13 protein-coding genes are annotated in these 21,623 nt (G+C 54.2%); 4 read left to right on the top strand and 9 right to left on the bottom strand.

Annotation, left to right across the window (positions count from 1 at the left end):
- Positions 1–578: 578 nt before the first annotated feature.
- Together NB063_RS03725 and NB063_RS03720 are read left to right on the top strand one after the other, a co-directional pair.
- Positions 579–1,532 carry an alginate lyase family protein gene (locus NB063_RS03725; RefSeq protein ID WP_250927398.1) on the top strand — a complete coding sequence of 318 codons (954 nt, stop codon included), beginning with the start codon at positions 579–581 and terminating at the stop codon, positions 1,530–1,532.
- Positions 1,533–1,586: 54 nt separating this feature from the next.
- Positions 1,587–4,022, top strand: coding sequence for a PDZ domain-containing protein (locus NB063_RS03720; protein ID WP_250927397.1), 2,436 nt, complete (start codon positions 1,587–1,589; stop codon positions 4,020–4,022).
- A 356-nt stretch (positions 4,023–4,378) separates the two neighbouring features.
- Here the strand turns inward: NB063_RS03720 and NB063_RS03715 are convergent, their stop codons facing one another.
- The 9 genes from NB063_RS03715 to NB063_RS03675 form a co-directional block, all read right to left on the bottom strand.
- The gene (locus tag NB063_RS03715) at positions 4,379–5,749 is read right to left on the bottom strand and encodes an META domain-containing protein (protein ID WP_250927396.1); all 1,371 of its coding nucleotides are present in this window, start codon (positions 5,747–5,749) and stop codon (positions 4,379–4,381) included.
- A gap of 218 nt (positions 5,750–5,967) precedes the next feature.
- Positions 5,968–7,494: a sulfatase-like hydrolase/transferase gene (locus tag NB063_RS03710; protein ID WP_250927395.1), complete on the bottom strand. Its 1,527-nt coding sequence runs from the start codon at positions 7,492–7,494 to the stop codon at positions 5,968–5,970.
- A gap of 113 nt (positions 7,495–7,607) precedes the next feature.
- On the bottom strand, positions 7,608–8,249 hold the full coding sequence (locus NB063_RS03705) for a hypothetical protein (RefSeq protein WP_250927394.1): 642 nt from the start codon (positions 8,247–8,249) through the stop codon (positions 7,608–7,610).
- Between the two features lie 69 nt (positions 8,250–8,318).
- Positions 8,319–9,770 (bottom strand): sulfatase family protein, encoded by a 1,452-nt coding sequence (locus NB063_RS03700; protein WP_250927406.1) that lies wholly within the window; start codon positions 9,768–9,770, stop codon positions 8,319–8,321.
- Between the two features lie 191 nt (positions 9,771–9,961).
- Positions 9,962–11,170 (bottom strand): trypsin-like peptidase domain-containing protein, encoded by a 1,209-nt coding sequence (locus NB063_RS03695; RefSeq protein WP_250927393.1) that lies wholly within the window; start codon positions 11,168–11,170, stop codon positions 9,962–9,964.
- 69 nt (positions 11,171–11,239) lie between these two features.
- Positions 11,240–13,672: a beta-propeller fold lactonase family protein gene (locus NB063_RS03690; RefSeq protein WP_250927392.1), complete on the bottom strand. Its 2,433-nt coding sequence runs from the start codon at positions 13,670–13,672 to the stop codon at positions 11,240–11,242.
- A 49-nt stretch (positions 13,673–13,721) separates the two neighbouring features.
- Positions 13,722–15,302: a sulfatase family protein gene (locus NB063_RS03685; protein ID WP_250927391.1), complete on the bottom strand. Its 1,581-nt coding sequence runs from the start codon at positions 15,300–15,302 to the stop codon at positions 13,722–13,724.
- A 161-nt stretch (positions 15,303–15,463) separates the two neighbouring features.
- Positions 15,464–17,974, bottom strand: a complete 2,511-nt coding sequence (locus NB063_RS03680) for a DUF1588 domain-containing protein (RefSeq protein ID WP_250927390.1) — start codon at positions 17,972–17,974, stop codon at positions 15,464–15,466.
- A complete protein-coding gene (locus NB063_RS03675) occupies positions 17,967–19,247 on the bottom strand; it encodes a DUF1552 domain-containing protein (RefSeq protein ID WP_250927389.1) in 1,281 nt (426 codons plus the stop codon). Before NB063_RS03675 ends, NB063_RS03680 begins: the two co-directional genes overlap by 8 nt.
- Positions 19,248–19,582: 335 nt before the next feature.
- Between NB063_RS03675 and NB063_RS03670 the strand changes: the two genes are divergently transcribed.
- Both NB063_RS03670 and NB063_RS03665 read left to right on the top strand, forming a co-directional pair.
- Complete coding sequence (locus tag NB063_RS03670) at positions 19,583–19,801, top strand: hypothetical protein (protein ID WP_250927388.1); 219 nt, start codon at positions 19,583–19,585, stop codon at positions 19,799–19,801.
- Between the two features lie 192 nt (positions 19,802–19,993).
- Positions 19,994–21,442, top strand: a complete 1,449-nt coding sequence (locus tag NB063_RS03665; protein ID WP_250927387.1) for a sulfatase family protein — start codon at positions 19,994–19,996, stop codon at positions 21,440–21,442.
- Positions 21,443–21,623: the final 181 nt, after the last annotated feature.

Below are 21,623 nucleotides of genomic sequence, written 5' to 3'. Positions count from 1 at the left end.
CCAGTGAATGGGCAGTGAGGCCAGAGTCGCCTCAGGGCAACCACCTATCTCGCAACACTGGTTATCGTCCATAATCCTCATGTTCTCCTTGGACGTACTATCATCTCACGTCGTAACCGATTGAGTTGTGATTGACGTACTCCCGTAACTCGAACAGCAACAGTAGGAGCCCTGGGATGAACAATCACATCTCTCCGCAAAAATCAAATTCGATGACGGATGGTCTATTCCATCCGGTCGGTAGAAATCAATTCGCATTTGCCATCAATCCATTTGCCATGAAAATCCTATTCGTCATCCTGTTTGCCGTTGGATCGGCGGGTGCTTGTTCTGCGGACGAAGGCGCGCCGTCTTCACAGGCGAACGAAGCGTTCGTTCACCCCGGTTTGCTTCACAGCCGAGCCGAGTTGGAATTCATTCGACAGAAAATCGATTCCGGCCAGGAACCTTGGGCCGGGGCATGGGAAGAATTAAAAACACCCAAACCGCCGCGATCCAGATCGAGATCAAATTCAGAATCGCGATCGAGGTCGAGAAGACGGTCTTACTCTGGTAGAAGTTCACGTCCTTTCGTGAACGTGTCATCGCTCGATTATAAGCCGACCCCTCTTGCCAACGTGGTACGCGGAGCGAGCAATGACCCTAACATCGGCAGTTCCGATTTTTCGAGCGACTCGATCGCAGCCTACTCACACGCGCTGCAGTGGTTCATGACGGGAGAGGTGGCCCATGCGGAAAAATCGATCGAGATATTGAACGCGTGGTCCTCAACCCTCAAAACGGTCTCGGGACACGACGCGAGACTCCTGATCGGCATGGCCGGCTTGGGCTATTGCAACGCCGCTGAACTTCTTCGCCACACCAACGCGGGATGGAAACCTGACGACCAAGAAGAATTCGCACGTATGCTTCGCGACATCTTTTATCCCGTGATTCAAGATTTCTATCCGTCCGCCAACGGAAACTGGGACGCGTCGATGATTCAAACGATGATAGCGATGGGTGTCTATTTGGACGACCGCGAAATGTTTGACCGCGCGGTGAACTATTTCTTGCATGGCGAAGGCAACGGCGCGATCGAAAACTACTTCAACGAATTTGGTGAATGTCAAGAAAGCGGCCGCGATCAAGCACACACTCAGATGGGAATGGGTTTTCTCGCGTGCGCATGCGAGATCGCTTGGAAGCAAGGCGTGGACCTTTATAGCGCGGCCGACAATCGCCTCGCGTTGGGGTTTGAATACACGGCGAAATACAATCTCGGTAACGATGTGCCCTACGAACCCTACACGAGCTTTGAGAACCGATACCACTATCCGGAAATTTCGACCATTTCGCGTGGACGGTTTGCCCCCATCTACGAACGAATCGTTCATCACTACCGCGACAGAATGGGTCTGGAAATGCCATACTGTTTTCAGGTCGCCAAAGAACGCCGCCCGGAAGGCTTTTCAACGACACACATCCCTTGGGGCACTCTGATGTTTTACGGTTTGCCTCCGGGCTTGAACCCGATCGAGATCAAACGTTAGAGCAAGCCGGTTCAGCCCACGTGACACTCGGTAACCAAAATAGAACTCACAAAGATGAATATGACTCAAATCGATAGAAGCCTCGTCGTTCCGTGGTTGCTTCTCTGCGTGCTCACTCTCGGGTACGCAAACCAAGGTACGGGAGACGAATTCTATGTTTCGACGACCGGAAACGATGCCCACCCAGGATCAATTACTGAACCCTTTTTGACATTGGAACACGCTCAAACGGAAGCACGCCGAGCAATTTCTGGCGCGACCGATGGCGTCACCGTTTGGATTCGTGGCGGAACCTACTACCTGGCAGACCCGCTCGTATTTGGACCGGATGATTCGGGCACGGAGGAAACACCGGTCACCTACGCAGGCTATGCCGATGAAACCGTGGTCCTGAGTGGCGCCAAGAAACTCACCCCTGAGTGGACACTTCATTCCGATACGATCCAGGTTGCGACCGTCGGTCCAGACCTGCGGTTCGATGCTTTGTTCGTCAACGAGATTCAGCAGACAATGTCTCGCTATCCGAATTTTGATCCAGACACCATCGTTCTGAATGGATATGCCAAAGACGCGTTGAGTCCGGAACGTGTCGCCACCTGGACGAACCCCACAACGGGACTCGTCCGCGGGCTCCACCACGGTCGATGGGGCGGACAATCGTTCGAGATCACAGGCCTGAAATCGGACGGCAACCCGATTCTGGATTGGGTCGGCGACAACAATCGTGGCAGCCGCCTTCACGCGGAATATCGAATGGTCGAAAACATCTTTGAAGAACTCGACGCCCCCGGCGAATGGTTCTACGACCAGCCAAACGGAAAACTGTATTTTTATCCACCGCCGAACACCAATCTTGCCAATGCACTAATCGAGGTTGCAACGAATGAAGAACTGATCCGGATCGTCGGAACCAACGACCGAAAGGCTGGCCACTTAACATTTGACAACCTCACCTTCGCTCATACTCATCGAACGTTGTTCACGCGTCCGTATGAGCCACTCTTGCGAAGCGATTGGTGTGTCGCGCGTGCCGGTGCGGTGTTTCTGCAAAACGCTGAAAACGTCACGGTCTCGAATTCGATCTTTGATCGCGTTGGCGGCAATGGCGTATTCGCCAGCGGACATAATCGCAACCACGTCATCACGCAAAACGAATTCATCGACAACGGCGCAACCTGCGTCAGTTTCGTGGGACTCCCCGACGCCGTTCGTGACCCAGGTTTTTGGGAAGACTTCCCAACGACGATCCGGGACAGCACACCTGGCCCCAAGACGGATGACTATCCCAAGGATTGCGTCGTCAGTTTCAATCACATGGTGAACAACGGTCGATTCGAAAAGCAAACTTGCGGCGTGAATATCTCGATGGCTGAAGGTATCACCGTCAGTCACAACACCGTCCACGGAAGCCCGCGTGCCGGCATCAATATTTGTGACGGCACATGGGGTGGGCACCTGATTGAGTTCAACGACATTTTCGATTGCGTACGCGAAACGAGCGACCATGGCCCCTTCAATTCATGGGGTCGAGATCGCTTCTATGCGTTGGGCGGTTACAACCACAACGGAGGAGGCGGATCCGAAAAACGTCCGTATGCCTTCCTCGACGCGTGGAAAACCACCGTGATCCGCAATAATCGAGTCCACTACGACGAGCCGACGTCATACGGCATCGACCTCGATGACGGGTCCAGCAATTACGAAATCTACAACAACTTGTTGCTAAACACGGAAATCAAACTGCGTGAAGGTTTTAACAGGAAGGTCTACAACAACATCACCATCAACAAACAATGTGAATTCCACGTTTGGTACGATCACTGCGGAGATTCCTTCGTTCGCAACATCGTCGTCAATCGCACTGCCTACAACACCAAATATCTGAAATCCGGTCGCGCAAAGCGACTCGATGCAACCATCGATTACAACGTGTTTTATAACGGCGGAGACGAAGTCGTTCTTGGCGACAGTGGCTGGGATTCTGCGAACTGGGACACACATTCGGTGATCGCCGATCCGCTGTTTGTGAATCCCGAAACGCTGGACTATTCGGTGCGTGAGGGTTCTCCCGCACTCGAATTAGGATTCGCGAACTTCCCGATGGACCAGTTCGGAAAACCGGGAGCCCCCGAACCGAATCCGATCTCCTTTGTGAACGAGGCACGCGTCGACTCCGACAGCCGTCCATTGATGGGGGCGCGTGTTGCCAGCATCAACGACATGTCGATTCAATCGGTGTTGGGAGCCCCCGACCAAAAGGGGATCTACTTCGAATCGGTTCCTGCCGACAGCTACGCCGCTTCTCAGGGCTTCAAGAAATTCGATGCGATTCTTGCGGTGAACGATACCCCCGTGACGACAATGCAGAGCTTTTGGGATGTCTACGACTCCTTGGCTGCCGGATCGAACGTGTCAATCACGTTGTTACGCAACCAGCACGAAGAGACGCATCAGTTTGTCAAAATCCGTGAACGTAAACGCTCTGAGTAAGGTGTGCTGATCACGTGGGGAGTGCCTGAAACCTCGGCGTCGCTCCGTGGGATCATGACATGCTTCTGACGCCACATTTGGGCCTGAACACGAACGGATCGGCAAATGTCGCGCATAGCCGGTTAGCGTCACGATTCACTTAGCTCGGTCTCTCGGGACATCGAATGTTTGAGTGCTACTTGTAGCGGAGCGGCGCGAACTGCAGGTAATTCTCGAACGTTTTACTCACCGCAACCGGGCGGCTTGCGCCGCACCGCTAAGAAAGTGGATGGCCATGGGCTGAAGCCGTCAGTTAACTCAGAATCCCAGGTTTGCATAGACGAAGTGCCAAAGGTGGCACCGTCCAACGAGCTGAATTAATCAGCGATTTTGGAAAATCGCAAGATGTCATTTCCGTTGCCATCGGTGAGATACAGCAAACCATTTTCACCCATTCGAAAACCGGTAACTTGAGAGAACGCTTCGGTAAAGCGTGACTCTTGATCCATCATCGCGGGTGGGCCAGCACGTCGCGTGGCAATCAATGGGCCAAAGCTGATCGCGTTACCGTCAATAATTGCCTGCCCACGGTAACGGTTGACCGAGGTGCTGCCGCTAACGGATCCGTCTGGACCGATTTCCAAAGTGGATTGAGCGCGATCAAGCACACCTCTGCGGCCAATGTCTTCAGCAAGCCATCTCCCAAAGAGACGACGTGACTCTTCGGCCGCCTGCAACGATTCATGATTTGACCAAACCTCACTCCAGTCTCGTTTGATGTCGACCACCGTCCACCCACGCGTTGACGCCATCTCGAGGGCGGTCGTCAACTTCCCTGATGCCGGCGTGCTCTCGTCATAGGCGTACTCGCGTTCCGCGTCGGTGTGATGGACGATTAATCCAAAACTGTTGAGTGGGTTCCCAATGGTGGTGTATTCCAGCATGGCTTGATCGCCATCGCTGTTACCGAAACAGGCGATGGGTCGACGCCCGATGAATTGGTGAATACCGACTGGTTTCCCTTCTTCATCATCAACGAGCAGGTGATCGGGAGTTTTGATGAGAACGGGTTTCCCTTCTCGCAAGGCATACTTCACTTGCCCGATTGATCCCACCACGTTCTGCGGTGGAATCCCAAAGATTCGCTCCACCCAAACTCGAGTGAAGTCAGCCTCACCTGACGAGACGATGAAGCATTCAAATTGGTGGGATCGCAAATAGCCGAGCAATTCTTGCATCGGCTGATAGGTCAACTCCAAGTAAGGGCGTTTGAAGCGTGGGTGCGAGGCTGAATCCGCCCATCGGTTGACACAGCGATCGAACTCGTCGGTCGTCAATCCCGTATGGGTTAACGCAAGTATTCTCAACAGTCCATTGTGATGCTTTCCGTCGAGTAACTTTCCGATTTCGCCATCAAGTGCCGCTTGCACCATCGGGTCCACCGCGAGCGCAGGCTCTCGAACCGCACGCCGCTTGATCTCATCGATCACGAAGGCCGCCTGAAACGGAACCGGTGCCTCGCACCACAACGTCCCGTCACCATCGAAGACGGCGATCCGCTGACTCGGCGGCACAAAGGTGGGCGAACCTTCGCTCGATACTTGGACGACGAATTCAAAAATAGCTCGTTTCGCCGGTCCCGCATTCCATGACGGCAATGGATCGGAGGCAACCGTTGACGACGAACCGGCCACTCCTGCGACCAATATCAAATGTAGAACGAGTAAGGTCATGAAACGATTTTTCATATTCAGACTCCAACCTAGGTTGCGTGGGGATGCTCGCGACCGCTCGAGCGAAAAGGGCTTCTTCAGCGTTCGTCTGGCAAAGAACCTGGTTTATGCCGTCCACTCGATACTTCGTGTAAAACCCAAGGATAGGCCGCAGAGGTCATGAAAGAATTGGTTTAGGGCTGCCTCGCCTCACTCATCGACGACAACAATCTCTCATTGCGGATCACCAACCGCTATGGCATTTCGTTCGCGAATCGAGCATTCGTGCGTTCCAACTCGGCGACCGATTTGGCGCGTAAATCGTGCAACAATTCAAGATGCTCGGGATCGGTTGCTAGGTTACGCAATTCCTCCGGATCGGATTCGAGATCGTAGATCTCTTCCGGTTCACCAGCGACCAACGTGCGAATGTACTTGTATCGTCCGTCTCGGAGTAATACGTACCAAGGAATGCCGCCGACTTCATACATCGGTCCATCCGTTGGGATCGGGTAGGTGTCGTCTCCGTATTTGCGTCCCGTATGAGTCATCAACATGGGAAGATCCCAGTCATTCGTTTCCGGGTCCCGAATCAGAGGCCGGATATCTCGTCCATCGGTCTGCCAAGGCAGCGTCACTTCCGCGACGTTGCAGAACCAACGCACCAGGTCTGGCGCATTGACCGGATGTTGACAAACTTTGCCCTCAACCAGAACGCCAGGATGCGAGACAATCAACGGTGATGCGATCGCAGCGTCGTAGGCGGCAACTTTCTGGTTGAGTCCGTGTTCACCCAAACTGAATCCTTGATCCGCCGTGAACACGACCAGGGTGTTTTCGAATTGCCCTGACTCTCGGAGGGCCGCCATCAAACGCCCCACACCTTCATCGATCGCCATGGCGCATTCATTAGTTTGTTGCACCCAGTCGTCCAACGATTGACCGGCCGTGTTGGTGTTAAAATTCGTCGCGTCCGCCTTCTTTTTTCGCCGGCGAATCTCCCCATTCTGATCACGGCCCCAAGCCGCCACTTTTGGCAAATAGGAGGGCTTATCGGGCCACGGTCCAGTAATATCGGCAGGCACATCCGCTCTATTACCGGCAAGTTTTCCTTCGTGTCGATCTGCCGGGGTGGTGGGACCGTGCACGGCTCCGTAACACAGCCACAAATACCACGGCTTTTCCACATCGCGGTCTTTGCCTTTGATGTATTCAAGGGCCCATTTCGTGTAGTTATCCGTTGAGTACCCCGGCACGGTACGTTCAACACCGTTGAAACTGATGATTTGATCGTAGAAATAATTCCCCGCGTTGTCGGGGTGCGCCGGTCGATTCCAAACGATTTGGTGCTCCCAATCACGTCCATGGCCGGTATCAATTCCCGTGTGCCATTTGCCGATCTGTGCCGTGTGATAGCCTTGTTCCCGAAACACCGCTGGCCAGAAACGACATTTTTGCGGATCATACGCGCTGCCTGGATATTCCCCCTCCATCCGCATCGTCTGCACGCCATGCTGCAAATGCCCGGTAAGGAAACTGGCGCGGGATGGCATGCACCAGGCGCCAAAATAACCGCGTTGAAATCGAATCCCCCGACGGGCCAAAACATCAATGTGAGGCGTGTTTACCCAATCAGGCGACTCGGGATAGCACGATAGTGTTTTATAGTTCTGGTCATCGGTGTAGATGAACAGGATATTTGGCCGATCAGCGGCAACGGACCTCGCTCCGGCCAAAACCAAGAACAACAGAACCGCTCTGTAAGTTTTTGCGTGCATCATTGTCAGGGGAGTGAGGGGAAAATTCACGATCGCATCGTCCGGCCTGGATACTCGAACGCCCGCGTTGTCAGTCGATTCAAAAGGTAGAACAAATCAAAACGTGAATGGCCTGTCTATCGCACCGCCATGCGATAGTTGCGAACGGCGAGGCTTCCGTGCGCGAATGTGAGGGTGATCGCCGATTTATCACGAGCCAACGCAGGATGGTCCAGGCTGGTTTGGAAATCACCAATCGAAAGCTTAGCGTGTTCGCCTTCGATGTCCAAATTCAGCCGAACCCATTGGTCTTGAATCGCAGGCAAATCAGGAAGCCCCTTCGGCTTGATCGTGTCGCCCTTGTTTTGCTTAGACGATTTGGTTTCCCACGCAATTAACCTCGTCGGAACGCGCGACGCTCCCGCTTGGCACGCATCGGTCTCGTCCGCCAATGTGACTCGAAAGACGTGTCCGTCACCATTGAGCGTGAAGACAACTCGCTGGCAATCGGTCGCTTTCATTTCGAATTCGATCTGACCTTCTTTGAACGTCACCGGCCAACTCAACATCGGACCGTGGTTTTTGTGCTTGGCATACAGTTCAGGATCACAAACCGCCGTTGCGACGTTGTCGCGATAGGTCCACTGACCACGAGCGTAATTCTCGTCACGCCCGTCGAGATGCGAGGACGAAAAGTTGTCGGTAAAGACTTCTTTTTTGGCTGCATCTCCGTGGTCTCCCAATGAGGGCGTGACCAGGATCGCCGACAAAGCAACCATCAAAATCTTTCTGTTAAACACGGCCATACATCTCCTAATTTGAATACGATCTGTTTGCGTGGATGTGAGTCAGTATTTTCCGTTCGTCCCGAACATTTCTTTCTTGGACGGTCGAGGTCGAACGCGGACGCGATGGTCGGGCTCGCCGGTGAGACGGTCAAACTCATCCGGAGTGCGTTTGCTCGGGATGTAGTCAGCGGTCCTTGACGTCCAATCGTCCAAAGCCGCCTGCAGACGATTCCTGACCGACGCATACGCGGGATCGCTGATTCGGTTGTTCAGTTCGCCGGGGTCCCGACGCAGATCGAATAATTCCCATTGCGGACGAGGCGAACGGAAACACGCTTGTTGATCTTCCGTCAGATTTCCGCTTTCTTGCAGCTTCAACATCGCCTGCCAACTCAATCCACGCCCCGCATCTGCCGACGGTGTCGATGGCAAGTCAACGTAGTCGTTTCGAATCAATTTAAACCGGCCATCGACGACGCAGCGAGCGTGATCTTCATAGTCGTGCCAGTGATCTTCGCCGAACGCAAACGCACGATGCCCGAGCGTCGGGTCACGCAGCACCGCCGCGAAACTACGGCCTTCGGATGCGATTGCATCCGCCCGACCACCCGCCAACTGCAAGAACGTGGGCGCAATATCCACGGCGCTCACCAGTGCATCCGTCGTCACACCGGCGGCAATTTGGGCCGGCCAGCGGACGATCCAAGGCGTGCGAATTCCACCATCGTAGAGTGTCGTCTTGTCTCTCGGAAACGGTCGACCGTTATCACTGATGAACAGCACGATCGTGTTTTCAGCAACGCCTTGTTCTTCCAGCTTCGCGATCACTTTTCCCACGTAGACATCGAGCCGTCCGATCTCGTCGTAATAAAGTCTCAAGTCTTCGCGAACATCCGGCGTATCCGGCAAGTGGGGCGGCACAATCACGTCGTCGACGACGTGGGGCGGATCAAGAGATCCTTCGGTGTACTCGCGATGCGGATCGAGAGCCGCCAACCACATGAAGAACGGTTTGTTCGGCTCGCGTTCGTCAATCGCGCGTTCCCAATCTTCACAACCGCTAGGTTGTTCGGCGATCATCTTGGGGGCTTCACCGTCCTCACCCGCAGGAAGCACAAACCCAGCCGTCGAGGCTTCGTAGATTCGGTCAAAGTGATCGCGAATCGCATCGCCCATGTGCCACTTGCCCGCCGCGGCGGTGTAGTAACCGAGCTTTCGCAATTGCTGAGGGAGTGTCTGACTGCCTTCTGGAATAGGCCAATGCAGTTGTTCGGCACCCGTATTGTGAGGGTATTTCCCGGTAATCATGCTCGCCCGTGACGGACTGCATGAATTGGTCGTCAGATACGCATGATGAAACAACAGCCCATCGACGGCTAATCGGTCAATGTTCGGCGTCCGAATCGCAGGATGACCGTAGGCACCGCAGTCGTCCCAGTTCATGTCATCGGCAATCATCAAGACAATGTTCGGCGGACTTGCTGTCTCGGAGGAGCTCTGTCCACAAACCATCGACGTCCCCGCTCCAAAGGCCAGCAAGATCACGATCCGAACAGTCACGACGAGCGAGCGAGAGAAAAACGAATTCATAGCTGGGAAACTGAACTTACTTAAATGTGAAAACGGTAGGCGATTGTTGCCAACGCAAAAAACCGACCGCGCAACAACAAAACATCGCAATACGTCTATGAAGTGTCACCCGATCACGGACGCTTCTGTGATTGAAAGAGTGAGCGAATCGCCGGCAACGCCACCGCGTGACGCACAACCAATTCAAAACCGTCTGCGCCCAAGTCTTCCGAATCATCTAGCAACAACGCCGAATCATCAACGTCGCCTTCTGGATTGACCTCGCCCAGTCCATGCCCAAGACGCGCCAGCGAAGGGCCGTCTCCTAGCATCACGATCGAGACCAACCCGACGAGTTCATGATTCCGATTGAAGATCCCACAGCCGCTACCACCGGGACCGAAATTCAATGACACCTCCATCCACGGAAGCCCATCGATGATCGGATTCCTCTGTAAGTAGCCTCGGTCGTAGGTATAGAAGCGGTTCTCGGTATGGTGAATCATCACAAGATCATCACCAACTTCGGGCGGCGTCGTAGCAACTCCAACAAAAGGAAAATCATTTCCTTCGAGTCGCACGAGCGCCACATCGGACAATCGATTCCCGGCGACGAACTCAGCCACACGATGACACGCCCCTCCGCTCGTCAGTGCCGTCATCCCAGTTTCGAACGCTTCGGCCACGTGGTAATTCGTTAACACGAGTCCATTCGAACTGACGAGAACTCCTCCGCTGGTAAAGAAATCGTCTCCTTCACCTCCCGCGAGAATCACCGTCGCACGCATCAGTTCTTCGACGGAGGCCTGAGGTGCATCCGCGTTTTCCAATCGAAGTCCACAGGTTAACGGAACCTCATTCAAGTCGAACTGTTCGATCGACTCATCACGTTTCACGCACTCCAAATGGCGATGGTAAATGGCCCCTTCCACCATCAGGTCGTCGATCCCATCACGCAGCGATCGCAACACGACATAGTCTTTCCCCGGATCGATCGGCAACTCGGGTTGGCCTAACCCCATTTGCTCCAACAGTTCGCGCAACGCGCCCAGTTCGCTCGCATCGAGCAACTTGTCACCGTCCGCATCGAGGACGCGAAACAGCCTCCTCACGGGCACCTGGATTTCGGGAAAGGCCTCTCGCAGGTGACGTCGAAACGCTTTGTGATCGCAAGTTCCGTCAGGCCCAAACCATTCTGCAAGCTCGCTTTCGTCAACGACCGCCATCGCATCATCCGACTCTTGGCCGAGACAGACGCTGGAGTCGTTGCAGGGGATCGCCAACGCGATCATTCCGTACAAGACGAGATGAGCGATCTGACAGAGCGTTTTACCAATGGACACTACCGAGCCTCTCCCACGTGCGAAACATAACGAAGTTGTTGCATGATACCTCAGCCAAAAGTGAAGTGTTTAGGGAAACGAAACGCGATACAACTCTTTTGCCCGATCGTCAAAAAACGTCACCCCCAACGTGTCGCCGGCGATAACTTGCAGAAAGCCACCACTGGGTTCCGCTGACGTGAACGGTTGACGGACAAGCCCGTGCGGGTCGGATCCAAATTTCGCTCCTGGAGCAACGCCCATGCGTGAGTTCTCATCGTTGAGAGCGCCACATGAAAACTCGTTGATCCCTGACGGATGGATACTGTGGTATTGCCAATGACGATCGCCGCAGATCAGAAATAGGTTCTCCAGTTGAGCATCCTTGACCCATTGGAAAAACGCATCGGCTTCGTGCCGGAACCCCTTCAAGTTTGCGTGGTTGTCGCTCTTGTAGCCGTCATCAGGACCGACCATCGGCGTGGGGCTGATCAGCAATTTCCACTTCGCGTCGCTACCGGCGAGTGTGGACTTCAACCATTCCCGTTGCTCACGGCCCCACATTGTTTTTTCGGGACCGTCGGGTGACCTATTTGCCGAACGGTAATCACGACCTTCGGTCAACCAGATCTGCAAATCACGACTCACCCGGATCGTGCGATAGGTACGCGGCGACGGATCATCTACCGAAACGATCGGCAACTGCTCTTGAAATAACTCGATCCCTGTGGCGGCAGAGGGCTCTTTCTTTGACTGTGGATCCGAGTCGTTGAATCGAAAGTCGTGATCGTCCTTTGACCAATACGCGGGCACGTCGCGGAAGAATTCGATCATCCGGGGAAAGCGAAACTGCTCGTGCCAGCAACGCCGCAACTCCTCCACCGTCTCAGCGACACGGAAAGGGTTGTCGTAGTACACGATGTCACCCGTGCCGACAAAAAACTCCGGCTCCATTTCTTTCATCGACACAAAAGAGGGAAATCCCAACCGCTTGTCCTCATCCGTTGCCGTCAACGGTCCGCTGGCTTTCCCGGCACGACCATGCATGAATTTGATGTAGTTCATGCAACTTCCGATTATGAACTTCACCGGACGTGCCCCCTGCTCACCTGGCAACGTACGAAACGAACACGTGGGGCCTGACTTGAGCTGATCGTTCGTCTCACCAAAGAGGGCGCGGTAGTTGTACTTTGTGTCTGGCGTCAGTCCGGTCACCGACGCGCGGACGATAAAGTCGCGATCCGGCGAGGCGACTTGCAAGGGCGTGCGGACCGCATCGGCGAAATCGTTCCGAAGCGACCATTCGAATGCGGCCACACCAGGAGAGCCGGGTAAATCACCTTTGGAATCGAGCGTCGTGCCAGCGGTCAGTCGGGTTTGCAGCAATACCGACGAGTCACTCACCTCACCGGCCATCGTACCTTGCCCCAGCGTCAGGCGACGACGAGGTGTTTGTGCTTGGGCCTCGGCTACAAAGTCGTTGCCGACGCCTTCAACCGGCGAGAATGAGACCCACCACGGCGACCTACCGGCGTCAACCGAATCGGTCGCTGTCAATTTCCCTTCGTCGTCGATACGGTAACAGTGCAGTCTGCCTGATCGCTGGCCCGACGCAACGAGAAATCGACCATCCGGAGATAAACTGAACGAACGCGCCGTCGCGCCTGTCGGCGCACGATGCATGAGCGTGAGCTTCCCCGATCCTGAATCCACGCTGAACGCGGCGATGCTTCCATGGCCCCGATTAGCAACATAAACGTACTTGCCTGACGGGTGGCCCTCGATATGCGACGTGCTTCCCGGACCCTCGAAATCGTCCGGAACGCTGGAAAGAGTTTGCAGCTCGCTAAGCGTGCCCGACTGCGAATCCAATCGGTACACGCTGACACTTTTCCCCTGTTCGTTGCTTCCGTAAACAAAATTCTCGGTCGGGTGAAACCATAGATGCCGCGGTCCCACGATTCCCGCACGTACCAACTTAGCCGGCTCGTTTGGCGTCAGCTGACCGGTGCGGACATCCATTCGCAGTTGGGTGATGCAGTTGGGACGCGTATGGGCCACAAATACAAACCAGCCGCTGGGGTCGATCGTGATTCCGTGAGCCCGTTCGTCGAGCTGCAGCGTCTGTACGGGATCATCCGACAGACGTCCTTCGCCAACGATCCGGTGCACCGTAACTTGCCCGGTCGAATAGTAGCACGAGATCAAAAAATCACCGGAGGGAGCAATCGCGAAGAAGCTCGGCTTTGCCGGCACGAGGACTCGCTGCAATTGCGTCAGCTCATTCTCTTCGACTCGCAAAACGAGAATGCATTCCGGGTCGCTGCAGCCCACGTAAAGATGTCGACCCGTGAGGTCATAACAAGACGTCCCCGGCTTCGCCGTTAGTGTTTCCTGCGTTTGCAGCTTGAGCTTTCCTTCGTCCGCGATCGTAAACACGTCGAGACGTTGTTCGCCGCTGACCGACACCACCAGGGTTGGATCACCCGCAAACAGGTTGCCACCCCAAATCGAGATCGACACGAATATCACTCCGCAAAGTGCTCGACGTAGTTCTGATGAGAGCAACATTCTAGCGACTCATCCTGGCTGCTTTCTTTTTGGCTTTCTTAGTCTCAACCGAGACGCTGGGACGTTTCATCTTCGACTCAGGATCGCGAAACACCCAAGGCTCCCAAGCCGCACGCGCCTTTTGCCATTCTTCAAGAGTTCGCGTCGGATACCAGGCTGGCCATCCGCTCGCTTCGAAATCGTAATTGGTTTCGTTTGCCACGGTCCATTCATCCACGGTCGCGGTCGGGCAGTGATCGGGGAAGACGCCAACGGCTCGAAACTCGTCGCTGACCCCTTGGTCATCGATCACGTTGGTCCTCCAGTTTTCAAGCTCTGCTAACATCTTCGACTTAACGTCTTGGTACGTCGGGTCGTCGGCGACGTTGTGCACTTCGTGCGGATCCTGGCGGAGGTCAAACAGCTCGACCTGTGGTTTCGTCGGTGCAAAAAAACGATCCTGTTCAGGCGTGAGCTTCCCGGTGAGGTGCAGCACATTCATTTCCGCTAGCACAGGATACGAGCTTTCCTTGTAACGGTTGTACTGGCACCAAGGACGCTCAGGCATGAGATTGAGAATCAGCTTGTAGTCTTTCGAACGAATCGCCCGCATGGCGTCATGAGTCTCGTCCATTTTGTCACGTGCGGCGAAGACGTATTCACGTTTTGCGACTTCATCACCGAGCAAATTGGCACCATGCAGCGGTACAGGCGGCGTGACACCGGCAGCGTCCAAAATGGTCGCACAGATATCGATCGACATTACCATCGAATCGTCGACCTGTCCCGGTTGTACTTTGCCGGGCCACCGCATGATCATCGGGATCCGGATGCCGCCGTCATAGAGAAACTGTTTGCCCCGGATGTGGCATCGTCCGTGATCGCCGATGAAAAAGACGATCGTATTGTCAGCGAGGCCCTCGTCTTCTAATCGTTTGAGAATTGCTCCCACTTCTCGATCAACCAACTGCATCTGTTCAAATCCGTTTGCCCAGTCACGACGCACGAACGGAGTGTCGACATAGTAAGGTGGCAGCTCCACGTCGGCGATATCGATGGGCCGTTCTGGGTCGCGATTCCAAGCCCGGTGTGTTCCACCAAAAGTGATTCGAGCAAAAAACGGCTGCCCCGGCGCCCGTTCACTCCAGTCTCCCCCTTCGAATAACTCCTCTTTCGTGTTTGGAACAAAATTGCAATCCGTCTTCCAGCTCATCAAGGCGGTGAAGTACCCGCCGTCCTTTAATAGGTGCGGTATCGGTTTGATGCCATGCGGTAACGGTTGTTTGTTGTACTCACGGTGTTGGTTGGCACGGATGTAGTTCTGATGAAACCCGGTCATCATCGCTGAACGTGACGTCGAACAGACTGGCGACGTCGTGAAAGCACGTTCGTATCGAATCCCTTCGGACGCCAACTGATCGACGTGCGGCGTGTGCAAACCTTTGGTTCCATAACACGACAAGTCCGCGGACCAGTCCTCGATCGTAATCCATAGAATATTTGGCCGAGCGGTTCCCGGTTCCTCTCCATGGCATGACGTGCTCGTGTCGATCACAAAAATCAATGGAATCAAGCACAAGAGGTTTTGAAAAAGACGTTTCATCATGTTCGTGTGAGTGGGTGGGTTGGTGGGTGGGGAGCGAGAACCTGCGAAAAGGTCCCGTGGTGCATCCTGAAAAGGGAGCAACCATAGAAAATATAGCCACCGCAGAGGCAACATGTGCGTTCTGCGGTGAGCTACTGATAACAAAAGTGAACCGCTGGCTACGGCTCGCGAAAAAGTGGGCTGTCGAGGACGGCTGCAATGGTCTCGACGATCCGGTAATCATGCTCTGCAGATTTCAACAGGATCTTCTCAACCTCAGCGGCATTTTGCGGTTCGGTGCCGTTGGCGTAAATCAACAGTTTTTTGATAAAGCAACGAACAAACTGTTCCTGGTTCGCTTTGCTTTGCATCAACTTCCGAAAGCCGACGATGTCATCGTACGCTTTGCCATTTCGAAACGTCGCAGACGCATCGATCGGCAACTGAATCGGTGGAGCAGTTTTCCTACTCTTGTTGGTGACCTTCGCTTCGCGTTCAGGTTCGGTGACCGACTGCACGTATTGATCACGCCACGCCCCTACGGGATCAAAGTTTTCGAACGCGTAGCCATACGGATCGATGCTTCGATGGCACGATGCGCAGGTTTCTTGGGCTACATGCGCTTTCAAAATTTCTTTAATCGTTTTTGCTTGGCGAACATCCGGTTCCTGAATCTCGACGTCCCCCGGTGGCGGAGCGGGGTGAATCCCCATGAAGTTTTCCATCACGTAGACGGCTCGATGGATTGGCGAGGTTCCCATCGTGTCCGCCGTTAACGTCAGGAACGCGGCCATGCCGAGCAATCCGCCCCGCCGATGATCTGCGAACTCGTATTTCCGCAATTTGGAGTCTTCAGGCACATCGTCGACGCCGTACACCTTCGCGAGGTCCGCGTTGATAAACGAGTAATTCGCCGTCAACATTTCTGGCACCGACATGTTAGTTTCCACGGCATGGCGAAAGAAATGTTTCGCCTCAGCGATCATGTCGGCACTAACGTCTTTGCGATGGTAGTGAGGGTAACGATCGGGATCCGGAGCCATGAAATTGATGCGATCCAGTTGCAACCAAGCATGCGGGAACTCTATTAAAAACTCGTCCGCATGGCCGCTGGTGAAATACCGCGCGACCGAATCACATAACGCATCAAAATCATCCGCCTTACCTGCGGCGATCGAACTGTGAACGCGTTCGCTTGGCAACGTGCTTTCGAAGAAATACGCCAACTTCGTGGCAAACCGTTCCGCGGGTGAACCGTCTTCCGGATTGATTAACAAGAACGAGGGCGAAACAAAGATCGCAACAATGCCCTCCTTCATCGCCTCCAAATCACCGATATCTGGCTGAAGATCATGCACCAATCGAACGATGGGATCGAGTTCACCTTCGCGAACCTTCCGTCGCCATGCTCGCTCGGCGATTGGCGTTAAGATTGCTTCAGCGTCACCCGATATGGGCGACTCACCAACGAGTGAAAATTGACGTTTCGGCGGCCACGTTTGATAAATCGGTCCGTCGATTTCGGCTCCATAAACGCGTGGACGTGGGCCTCGCCAATAATCGACCCAATGGCTCCAGTGCGAAACTGAAAGAACTCGGCCACCACCTCTCTTGGGCTTGATCGACGCGACGACTTTGGCATAAAGGTCGGGATCATGCTCTTTGATGTGATCATGCGCAATCGATTGTTGAAACTTAAAGTTGCCATTGCCTCGGTTCCGCAATCCATCGGTCGGATACGACAGTTCAACCCGAGTGCCTTTGGCGAGCCACTCGGTCAGTTCAATTTCCATCACTTCGTTGTCCGGCAATTCATACGTACGTTTTCGATCGCCGAAGTGAATCGCCAGCGAAATCGGATCGCCGTCGTAAACCCCAGTTTCCGCCGAATCGTAATATCCACGATCGATACCAGTAGCGCGGATTTTGATCCGGTAGTATCCGGTAACAGGAACCTCGCGAAAATTGTCGAAGTACATACGAACACGCATGTCACGAAACTCGAGACTGTCTTCGTTGCGAATCGCCGATTCTTGCCGAGTCGTCCGCTGCCCCAATGAAGACATCCGCAACAAACGAGCGGGAACATCGTAATGCTGCGGCGGCGACTGTTCTCCCGACAGCACAGTCGCGTCGACTACCTTTCGAACCGACTCGACGTATTGTTCGAGGTGATACTCGCTAATGCCGAGCGCGTCACCGTTGGTGTCAAATCCGTCGTGCAGCGTATCACCCAACAGATTCCCGAGCGGGAAGTGCGTCCCGGGATCCTCGATTCCCAACGCGTCGCTGATGCTGTTGGCAAATTCTCGGTTGTTGAGACGACGAGTTGGGTAGCGGAAGCGATCATTTGGCGTCCGCGATTGTTTCAAAATCATCTCACGAATGTACTCCGCAATCTGCAGCCGGTCCGCGTCGGTTACGTTTGATTCTTCGCTCGGAGGCATGTCACCGAGTGAAACGTAATCCATGCTCGCTTGCCAATATTCTTGACTCTCGGCCGTCACACCATCGCCGAGCAACTCGAGATGGAAGCCACCCTCGGGTTCTTCCCCGGTATGACATTTACCACAGTGCTGCTGCAAGATCGCGTGATCAGTGGCCGATACGGTGGAATACGAGACAAACAAAACCAGCGACAAAGCGACGAACGCTTTCGCGATCCGATTGGAATAAAACAGACTACGCATAGCTAAGTTCGAAGGCTCCGGTGCTCAAGTTAAAGCGATCTCGCTCGATGCCAAAACGCTGCATCAACGTCACGTACAAATTACACAGCGGCATGTTGTTCCCGGCTGCGTTGCGAGTGTCGACGTGGCCAAGATGTTTGAAACCACCGCCGGCCACTAAGATTGGCAAGTTTCGATTAGAGTGTGTTCCTCCATAACCCATTCCACTGCCGAACAAGATCACGGTGTGATCCAGCATGGAACCGTTAGCGTTGGGCTCGTCGACATCATCTAGCTTCTTCATGAACCTCGACAATTGCTCGATCTGGAACGATTCGATCGCAACCAATTCGGCCACGACCTGCTCGTCTTTGCCATTGTGTGTGCAAGCGTGGTAGCCACGATTCACTCCGTTAACGTCGGTGTAACCGAGCTCATTAGGAAACGCGACGGTGGCAACACGAGTCAAATCGGTTTGAAAGGCGTACGCGACCATATCAAAGATCGCGTTGTAGCGATTGATAATCGTGGCTTCGCCTTCGAAGTGATGTGAGATATCGAATTGAGGTTTATCACGGTCCACCCAATTTCGCCGCGTCTCCATTCGGTCTTCCAATTCGCGAATTGAGGTACCAAATTGATCCAAACGCTCTCGGTCGGCGGCCCCCGTCTTGGCCTTCACGCCCGCAAACTGCTCGGCGACGGCGTCGAGAATACTACGGTTCCGCGCGAGCGTTTGACGCTGCGTTTTTTTCTCCTCGTCGCTCAGATTCAAGAAGAGGTAATCGAACAGTTTCTGCGGATCGGTAAACGGCTCTAACTCGACGCCGTTGGCGTTCCACACCATCCGAATTCCCGTTTGCAAAGAAGCATGAATCGACGGATAGCGAACATCGCCGCCGATATGCTTTGCGATCAACTGATCGATCGACATATTCTTCTCAGCAAACGCATGGCTCGTTTCCGGCAACACGCCACTCAAGAACGCGAGTTCGCGACCGTGGCCGCTCTTCATGCCGTGATCAGTGTGCGAAAAGATCGTAAACCGATCCTTTGCCCATTCCAACGGCTGCAGCGTCCGAGAGATCGTGTAATCGCGTCCAAAATCCTGGGGGAAGAAATTCGGCGGATGCATGCCCAGCGGATTTCCGACAACCAGAAATCGCAATGGCGTTTGGCCATTGCTGGAACTGCCCCCGCCTTTGGTAGCTTCGGCATGGACGGTGGACTCCAGAGCTGGCAAGGCCAACGCTCCCCCGAGTCCTTGCAGGATAGAGCGGCGAGAAAAAGCCATGGGACGACTCCTTAATTCCAGTTAAGGCGACTGGTTGCATGTGGGGATTTTGATTCTACCGCCGAAGCTACGGGGCTAGGATGATATTCCGCCAAGGCCGGCAATCTGCACACTTTTTCGCTGATTTCCTGGCAATTTCCCGTTCAAGATGCCGGCGGGACTTACGGATGAAGCACACAGCGGGAAGACGTTTTGAGTGAGAGAGCGAACCGGTTTGAGATTCCCGGCTCGCCTTTCATCGCTCAGGTTGCCGCCGAAGTTCTTGGCAAGCAAACGCCATTCACATCGATGCCACTGACAAAGCGCAAGTCTCTATAGAATCCAACGGAGCGGGTTTGTTCGATAATCTCGCGGGGAGCATGGGAACCAACCTCAGCAGCGTGCAGACGTTGACGAGTCGCACGACTCTGATCGCGAGCGGTGGCGCCGGATTGAAACAGGGACGACGCCTCGTCATGAACAACCAAAACACTTCACTGCAACCTTTGGCTCGGCACGCTGCAAGGCTTGGGCGTGAACAACGCGTCTCACGGCGACTCGACCGGTCGCATTGACGAACTGTTCAAAGCGAACTTTCGGCGGCGAATATGTTCGAGTCCGAGGCCTTCCAATCGTTTCGCAAACGCAGACATGCGTCCGCGGTCGAACTCCCTTCAACTGTACCTTTGCTGCGGCAACACTCGATCGGGTTTCTGATAAGATGAGTCGTCTTCGACAGCGTGTCTTCTCACCACTGAAATGCGATCATGCGACAGATTCTCACACTGACTCTTCTGGTGTTATCAGGGCTGGCCTTAACCTCCGCTGCCGATGCCGATGCCAAACAAACGCGCCCCAACGTCGTTCTCTTTGTCACCGATGACCACGGTCTCGACGCATTGGGATGCTATGGCAACCCGGTGATCCAGACGCCGAATATGGATCAATTGGCAACCGAGGGTGTTCGTTTCACGCGGGCCTATTGCACGAGTGCGAGTTGCGCCGCCAGTCGAAGTGTCATCTTGACCGGACAGTACGGACACGCAACCGGATCCTATGGCCACGTTCACGACTACCATCACTTCAGCACATTTGACTCGGTTGAGTCACTCCCTGTGCTGCTGGAAAACGAAGGTTATCAAACCACGCGAATCGGGAAGTATCATCTCGCTCCTGAGTCAGTTTACCGGTTCAATACCGTCCTCGATGTCGATCCACGCAGCACCGTCGAGATGGCGGACGCCTGCGAAGAAACGATCACATCGGAAAAGCCATTCTTTCTCTACTTCTGCCCCGACGACCCGCATCGCGGCCACCCCTTCACGCCGGCGGTTTGGAGCGATCCTAATTCGTTTGGTAATCGCCTTGAGGGTTACCCCGGTGTCGAAACCGTCGCCTATAGTCCATCCGACGTGCGGGTACCAGCGTTCTTGCCGGACACTAAAGAATGTCGCGAAGAGTTGGCTCAATACTACCAATCGGTTTCTAGGATCGATCAGGGACTCGGACGACTAGTGCACTTGATCGCGGAAGCGGGCAAATCGGATAACACCATCGTCATCTATCTATCCGATAACGGCATCGCTTTTCCCGGTGCGAAGACAACCGTGTACGAACCCGGCATCCATCTGCCGTTGATCGTAAAGGACCCTCGATCGAAAACATCTGGAACCGTTAACGACGCCATGGTTACGTGGGCGGACCTCACGCCAACCATCCTCGAAATGACGGGAACCAATGTTGAGCCAACGCACTTCCAGGGTCGCAGCTTTGCCGGCATCCTCGGTCAAAGATCTCCCAAAGGATGGAATGAGATATACGCCGCCCACAACTTTCACGAATTGACGATGTACTATCCCATGCGAGTCATCCGGGAAGGCGATCACAAATTGATTTGGAACATCGCCTACGGATTGAGCTATCCGTTCGCCTCGGACCTGTGGGCGTCTTCGACATGGCAGGGAATCCATCGCGCCCAAGAAACCCGCTTTGGAAACCGGTTGGTGAAGGATTATCTCTTCCGTCCCGAGTTTGAACTCTACGATCTCAAATCCGATCCTCACGAACTCAAAAACCTGGCCATGGACGACGCCAATTCCGAACTGCTCGACCGGCTAAAAGAAAAGTTGAAGACGTTCCAACTTGAAACCAAAGACCCGTGGCAGATCATGTGGAACAACGAAAGCCAAGTACAGGGAACCGGGGTTGGCCTCTAACGACACGCAGGCGACCGTCAACTTCCGTAGTTCTATTGTTGACCGATTCGAATTCGAAGGCGCATCGATCAAGAATCTGCGATCGAGTATTCTGGAATGAGTGCCTGACCGCCTCGTTTTCAGACATACCGAACCCGACTCAGCGGTCAAACCCGAAACTAAAACAAAAAGCCTCGTTCGA

Origin of the sequence: Aporhodopirellula aestuarii (genome assembly GCF_023701485.1) — a bacterium.
GTDB lineage: Bacteria > Planctomycetota > Planctomycetia > Pirellulales > Pirellulaceae > Rhodopirellula > Rhodopirellula aestuarii.
The sequence above is the reverse complement of the archived record's forward strand: the minus strand, read 5'-3'. Positions and strand labels throughout refer to the sequence as shown.

What these genes read in the sequence shown, in the direction of transcription:
- NB063_RS03685 (WP_250927391.1), bottom strand. Translation starts at nt 15,302, where the DNA reads ATGAAACGTCTTTTTCAAAACCTCTTGTGCTTGATTCCATTGATTTTT.
- NB063_RS03715 (WP_250927396.1), bottom strand. Translation starts at nt 5,749, where the DNA reads ATGAAAAATCGTTTCATGACCTTACTCGTTCTACATTTGATATTGGTC.
- NB063_RS03720 (WP_250927397.1), top strand. Translation starts at nt 1,587, where the DNA reads ATGAATATGACTCAAATCGATAGAAGCCTCGTCGTTCCGTGGTTGCTT.
- NB063_RS03705 (WP_250927394.1), bottom strand. Translation starts at nt 8,249, where the DNA reads ATGGTTGCTTTGTCGGCGATCCTGGTCACGCCCTCATTGGGAGACCAC.
- NB063_RS03680 (WP_250927390.1), bottom strand. Translation starts at nt 17,974, where the DNA reads ATGCGTAGTCTGTTTTATTCCAATCGGATCGCGAAAGCGTTCGTCGCT.
- NB063_RS03675 (WP_250927389.1), bottom strand. Translation starts at nt 19,247, where the DNA reads ATGGCTTTTTCTCGCCGCTCTATCCTGCAAGGACTCGGGGGAGCGTTG.
- NB063_RS03700 (WP_250927406.1), bottom strand. Translation starts at nt 9,770, where the DNA reads ATGGTTTGTGGACAGAGCTCCTCCGAGACAGCAAGTCCGCCGAACATT.
- NB063_RS03665 (WP_250927387.1), top strand. Translation starts at nt 19,994, where the DNA reads ATGCGACAGATTCTCACACTGACTCTTCTGGTGTTATCAGGGCTGGCC.
- NB063_RS03710 (WP_250927395.1), bottom strand. Translation starts at nt 7,494, where the DNA reads ATGATGCACGCAAAAACTTACAGAGCGGTTCTGTTGTTCTTGGTTTTG.